We start from the raw sequence: 5,284 nt of genomic DNA on the forward strand, positions 1-5,284 counted from the left end.
GCATGATTTCCCGAACCACAACAACCCACCGTGCCGAATGGAGGATTACATGAGTGACAGGACGTTCGACCAACCGGTCCTGGTCAAGAATGGCGAGTTCATTCAAGAAATAGGGTGCCTCGACGACGCGTTCGACTTCTTTGACGAGTGGCCAAGGGAACGGCGGGGTCCGATTTTCGAGACGGCCTTTCGAGCCTGCCAGCGTGCTCACGACGGCCAGGTTCCGCTGACGGTGGCGCGCGATGCCGTCGCCGGCTTCGCAAGATCCGTCAAGATCCTGCAGGACCCGCTTGCTCAGTTTCCTTGGATGGACGGCACAAGGTCAGGTCGCGGTGGGGTTACCGCTTAGCCTTGATAGGGGCGGCGCTACCAGGATGGCCGGGCCTGCATCGTCGTTTTCACATCGCTACAAGGTGATCTGTCCTACCAGTTCACCTTGTAGCGGGGCGGCTCGATCGTTTGTTCGAACTCCTGGTGCGGTTTTTGGCGACTGGCTAGGTCAGCCTCGCAACAGTCAGCGCTAATATAATGTTCGAAGCGTCGCCACAGGAGGTTCAATGGTTTCCGCTATCGCAAGTCAACATCCGCATGTCCCGGAAAAACAAACGGCAGTGGGGAAGCCGCAAACCGGCGAAGGATTTTCGCCGGGCCGCAGCACGGACGCCGTGGGACATCTGGCCAAAATCATGGTTGCCGCAGGCGGCGATATGGATGCTGGCGCGCAAGGCCGCGCGGCATCCAAGATTGCCAGGATGGACATCACGGTTCTGACCGCACCACCCGTAGAAACACCAACAGAGTAAGATATGCTCGTTCGGGCGCCTCCGCGCCGTCATCAGCGGCGTGGGCCGCTCTCGCGGATTACGCCACGGCTCTCAGCGGAGGCTCCGCCATCGTCCCCAGGCCGTCGCATTCCGCGCAGGCGCCCGTCTTTCCGGGGCAGCCGCCCCGATGGGTTCCCTGCGGGCAGCAGTGCCCGTTTGACGCGTGCCACTTGGAGCAGTCGAAAACCCTGCCGCTGCCATGACAGCGCGGGCATTCCATATTCGATGAAATCATACCAATTCTTGCCCAACCCAAACGCACTCGCCCTGCGCCGCAAGTAACAGGAATCATTGCGCTTTCAAGCACATCGCCCTGACTTAAATTGGGGGGATCGACGGATGGCCGGCATCGATGGCGAGCTATTGTTGCGCCGTAATCAGGTTCCCCGTGAAGACCTTGCTCGCCACAAGCCGCGTTGGGCATTGGCCGGCAACAATAGGCTGCGCCGGCTTGTCCCGTTCGTTCTCGGCGGTGACAGCAACTGCGTCATCGGGCTGCGCGTTGGCGGCCTGTGTGGCCGTGGACGCGAAGAGCACCGTCTGGGTGATGAGAGCGGAAACTGCGGCAACCTGGACCAGCACGGCGGCGAGGGCGATCTTCTTCAGCATGCGAGAAAACGCTCTTCGATGTTCCCGGTTCCCCACGCATTCAGGTTTTCTGCTCGCTACGGAACAAGAGACCGGCAGGGCGGTTAACTCGGTTATGCCGAGCAAGATCAAAGAGCCACCATCGACGCCCGCACCGGAGAAGGTACCTGTGCAACGCCGGGACAAAGAAGCCCCGCCCGAGCTTGAGCATGTCGACCCGCCACCCCGAGATGTGCGAGAGGCACCGGCACCCAACCGAACGGCGACAAGAGATAAGATCGCCGAGATCGCAGCAAGGCCTTATGCCTGCTCGCGCGAACCTTCCCGATGCCGCGGCGTCATCGAGAGCGCTGGACAGCGGCGCCAGGTCAAGTTGAGAATCAACCTGCTGACCACGATTTTGCAGACATGCCATAGATCAGCCCCTATGGGCGACCTGACCGTCTCAAGGGCTTGAAAAATTTGGCTCCCCGGGCCGGATTCGAACCAGCGACCAACCGGTTAACAGAGGGTTTCCAATGTGATTTTCTGGATCAGCGTGCGACAGCCTGAATTTCTAAAAATTCTTTGAATAACAATAAATTAGTGTTTCATCCCGTCGCGACCTGTCGCAGCCGGTATCGACAAAGCGCGTGGTTTTATGTAGATCATTCTGTAGATCACTTATGGGCCCGGGCAACCGGTTGTAGCAAGATTGGTCGCTGGACAGATGCCGAAACTCGAACTCACCGACAAATTCTGCCAGGCTGCCAAGGCCGGCTCCGGCCGAAAAGCCGACTATTTCGATACGACCGTCAAAGGTCTTGTGCTGCGCGTCTCGGCGGGTGGGCAAAAGACCTGGTTCGCGGTTTACGGGCCGCCCGACAAGCGGCAATGGTTGAAGCTCGGCACCTATCCCGAGACACCGCTCGGCACCGACAAGGGCGCTCGCCAGAAGGCCAAGGACACTCGTGCAAGCGTGCAAGAGGGCGGCGACCCTGTGGCCGCCAAGAAAGCGCACGCCGCCTCGATGACCGTCTCTGATTTGGTCGAGAGCTATCTCACCCGCCGGGCATCATCGCGGCGGTCGGTCGATGAGATCGCGCGCCGGCTGCGCAAGAATGTGTCCGGCTATGACGCTGACGGAAAGAAGGTCGAGAAGGCATCATCTGGGTGCATCGGCGAGGTGAAGCTCGCGGACCTGCATCGTCGCGACATCACTAAGGCGATCGACGCGGTGAAGGACCGGGGCGCGGCCGTCGAGGCAAACCGGGTGTTCGAGGACATTCGCGCCATGATCCGATGGGGGCGCGGTCGTGGCGATCTGGACAACAACTTGACCGAAGGTATGGCTAGGCCGACCGAAACGGTCGAGCGCGACCGCGTGCTGACGGCCGACGAGATCAAGACGATGTGGGCGGCCTTGCCCGAAGCCGACATGCGGGAAAGCCCCCGCCGCATTCTGCGCCTGTGCTTGGTTACCGGACAGCGTGTTGGCGAGATCGCCGGCATGGAGCACGGCGAACTGGACTTGACACGCGACCTTTGGACGATACCAGCCAGGCGCGCGAAGAACGGCCGCGACCATATTGTCCCGCTGTGCGAAATGGCAATCCGGATCATCGGCGATCAGATCGCAGACGTGAAGGCGCTGTCGGAGCGCAAGGGCAGGGCGGTACCGCCTTTCGTTTTTCCTGGACCGGGCGCCCGTGCAGCAGTCACCGGCGCATCTGTCCCGAAGGCAGTGAAGCGAGAAGAGATCAGCAAGCGCGGCGTAGCGATGATCATGGGCATTGCACCGTGGACGCCGCATGACCTTCGGCGATCTGCTGCGACGGGCATGGAAGAAATCGGCATTTCGCCGTTCATCGTCGGGCATGTGTTGAATCACGTTTCGGCGACCAAGAGTACGGTCACGTCGCGGGTATATGCGCGCTACGACTATATGAGCGAGAAACGGGATGCCTTGGAGCGTTGGGCCGATCGGCTTGCCGGCATCATTGCAGGCAAGAGCCACATCGAACCTCTGCGAGCGAAGGCAGTTGCATGAACCGGTCTGAGCAGTCGCCGTTCGACCCCGAAACCCTTCTGCCGCTCGTCGAAGTCTTCGCGGTTGATCCCTCTGACTGCGGCCGCAATCGAATGATTGTCGGCTAATGGACGCGCTTTGCCTTGCCTATCGGGAGCTGTTTCACCGATCCTACGTCCTTTCGGAACGCCGTGACAAACGCACGCCGACACCACCGCCATTTTCAGGAATGAACTCGATGCCGGCATTCTCAAGCGTTTTCTGGAGGAGATATCGCGTTCCTGTTTGAGGAACAGAACGCTCGTTTTCGAAATTGCGAATGGTAACAGCACTCGCGCCGGAGCGGGCGGCGAGATCCTCTTGCGTCCATTTCAACAGCGCTCGTGCGGCGCGACATTGGGAAGAATCCATGCCGCAAACTGGTGATAACTCCCGAAAATCGCAAGCCTTTTCGGAAAACGTTGACAATGGCTTTCTAAAAACAGACAATCCTTTCGTTTTTAGAAAGCGGCCGCACCGAGTGCGCGAACACTCGATGCGGCCTCACCAAAACCCCAGCTGTTAGGAGCTCGGATAATGGCTGATTCCGACAGTAGCATGAGTTCGTTTTTCGTCACCCGGCGGCGCTTGCTGGCGGGCACGGCTACGGCCGCGGCGGCGTGGCCCTTCCAGGTAAAGTCGCGAGCCGCCGAACTGACGGACGGCAGCAGCGCGGCTGATCCTGCTCTTCGTCTGTGTGGCGACTGGCAAAAGATCCATGATGAGACACTGACGCTGTGTCACGAACAGCAGCAGTTGGAGACACACCTCGCCAGGACCGTCGGCTTTCCCTGCGCCGAGGTGCGACTTGCCGATGGTACGAACGTGACGCTCCATTCCATCGAGAGCCTGAACGATGCCTACTCTCCTGAAAATGAAGTCGAATTGGGCAGGGCGCTTGCAGATTTCGCGGCACACCAGGCGCGCTGGGACGCTGCTGATGCTGAGATCGGCTATTCGAGAACAGACGAACTGATCCGGCAATCGGAAACAGCCGAAAGCGCACTTCTGGAGGATCTACCGCAGACAGTGGCCACGTCCATCGAAGGCATTTTGGCCAAGCTCGAGGTCATCCTGCGTGACGGTGAGCACTGGGAACATCCAGACGATTTCCCCTGGCCGCATATCCGATCGGTGTTGGATGACCTCGCCCGCCACACCATAAATATCGATCCGGCGACGATCGCCGGATCGATCGGGTAATCGATAGCTGACGGCTCTTATAGGCGGAGAGGAAGCTGTCTGCCTCAAGGGAAGCCTGATCGATCGCCGGCGTCACGGCCGCTCCGCTGAACGCTTGCTCTGTCAGCCTGAGGGGCGGCCACCGATTCGGCGCGGGCTCTGAAAGGAGATAAGCGGCCAGTTCTGGGCGGTTCGACCCAAAGTTGACTTGGTTGAGCGTGAGGCCGACCATCGTTTCTGGTTTGCCGTGTTCGTTCGCCTCGGCGACGCTTGTAATGGACATGGCCCACTGGGCTCAAGCAATAGCCTCGCCGCCGTGACCGCTGCGTCTCGATGAAGCCCAGTTTTCCGCGCAGTGTGCATCACCCTCATCACGCCTTGTCGCCCTGGTCTTGTGGACGCCACGAAACGGGATTGGAGATCCAGCGACTGATATCGGATTCATGCCAGCCTGCACCGGGGATACTGATCTGAATCTGGCGTGGGAAGGTGCCTTTGGCGATCTTGCGATAGATCGTGGATCGGGACAGACCGGTCCGGGAAAGAACGGTTTTCAGGCGGATGATACGATCTGGTTCAAGCATGGTCGCGCTGCCTTCTGTTGGCTGTTCTTGATTGCTCCTGATCCAGAGAGGACAGACAC

At 59.7% G+C, this 5,284-nt stretch carries 8 protein-coding genes; 4 read left to right on the forward strand and 4 right to left on the reverse strand.

The window, feature by feature from the left end; all coding sequences use genetic code 11:
* Window positions 1–211: hypothetical protein (locus EN893_RS39290; RefSeq protein ID WP_245490853.1), on the reverse strand; the 211-nt coding region annotated here is incomplete at its 3' end.
* On the opposite strand from EN893_RS39290, the gene EN893_RS17515 reads away from it, so the two are divergent.
* Window positions 110–349 (forward strand): DUF982 domain-containing protein, encoded by a 240-nt coding sequence (locus EN893_RS17515; protein WP_245490852.1) that lies wholly within the window; start codon window positions 110–112, stop codon window positions 347–349. The genes EN893_RS39290 and EN893_RS17515 overlap by 102 nt on opposite strands.
* Before the next feature lie 208 nt (window positions 350–557).
* Window positions 558–803, forward strand: a complete 246-nt coding sequence (locus EN893_RS17520) for a hypothetical protein (RefSeq protein WP_127272080.1) — start codon at window positions 558–560, stop codon at window positions 801–803.
* Window positions 804–1,184: 381 nt separating this feature from the next.
* Here the strand turns inward: EN893_RS17520 and EN893_RS17525 are convergent, their stop codons facing one another.
* On the reverse strand, window positions 1,185–1,433 hold the full coding sequence (locus tag EN893_RS17525) for a hypothetical protein (protein WP_127272210.1): 249 nt from the start codon (window positions 1,431–1,433) through the stop codon (window positions 1,185–1,187).
* A gap of 688 nt (window positions 1,434–2,121) precedes the next feature.
* Between EN893_RS17525 and EN893_RS17530 the strand changes: the two genes are divergently transcribed.
* On the forward strand, window positions 2,122–3,441 hold the full coding sequence (locus tag EN893_RS17530; protein ID WP_128361668.1) for a site-specific integrase: 1,320 nt from the start codon (window positions 2,122–2,124) through the stop codon (window positions 3,439–3,441).
* Between the two features lie 150 nt (window positions 3,442–3,591).
* On the opposite strand, the gene EN893_RS17535 is transcribed toward EN893_RS17530, so the two are convergent.
* Entirely contained in the window at window positions 3,592–3,831 is a 240-nt protein-coding gene (locus tag EN893_RS17535) for a helix-turn-helix transcriptional regulator (protein WP_127271801.1), read from the reverse strand.
* A gap of 165 nt (window positions 3,832–3,996) precedes the next feature.
* On the opposite strand from EN893_RS17535, the gene EN893_RS17540 reads away from it, so the two are divergent.
* Window positions 3,997–4,662, forward strand: a complete 666-nt coding sequence (locus tag EN893_RS17540; protein ID WP_127272212.1) for a hypothetical protein — start codon at window positions 3,997–3,999, stop codon at window positions 4,660–4,662.
* 350 nt (window positions 4,663–5,012) lie between these two features.
* On the opposite strand, the gene EN893_RS17545 is transcribed toward EN893_RS17540, so the two are convergent.
* On the reverse strand, window positions 5,013–5,225 hold the full coding sequence (locus EN893_RS17545) for an AlpA family phage regulatory protein (protein ID WP_127269046.1): 213 nt from the start codon (window positions 5,223–5,225) through the stop codon (window positions 5,013–5,015).
* Between the last annotated feature and the right edge of the window lie 59 nt (window positions 5,226–5,284).

It is taken from the genome of Mesorhizobium sp. M7A.F.Ca.CA.004.04.2.1 (genome assembly GCF_004022825.1).
In the GTDB taxonomy this organism is placed as follows: Bacteria; Pseudomonadota; Alphaproteobacteria; order Rhizobiales; family Rhizobiaceae; genus Mesorhizobium.

Coding starts and splice junctions, on each gene's coding strand:
- EN893_RS17520 (WP_127272080.1), top strand. CDS start 558: ATGGTTTCCGCTATCGCAAGTCAACATCCGCATGTCCCGGAAAAACAA.
- EN893_RS17525 (WP_127272210.1), bottom strand. CDS start 1,433: ATGCTGAAGAAGATCGCCCTCGCCGCCGTGCTGGTCCAGGTTGCCGCA.
- EN893_RS17530 (WP_128361668.1), top strand. CDS start 2,122: ATGCCGAAACTCGAACTCACCGACAAATTCTGCCAGGCTGCCAAGGCC.
- EN893_RS17535 (WP_127271801.1), bottom strand. CDS start 3,831: ATGGATTCTTCCCAATGTCGCGCCGCACGAGCGCTGTTGAAATGGACG.
- EN893_RS17540 (WP_127272212.1), top strand. CDS start 3,997: ATGGCTGATTCCGACAGTAGCATGAGTTCGTTTTTCGTCACCCGGCGG.
- EN893_RS17545 (WP_127269046.1), bottom strand. CDS start 5,225: ATGCTTGAACCAGATCGTATCATCCGCCTGAAAACCGTTCTTTCCCGG.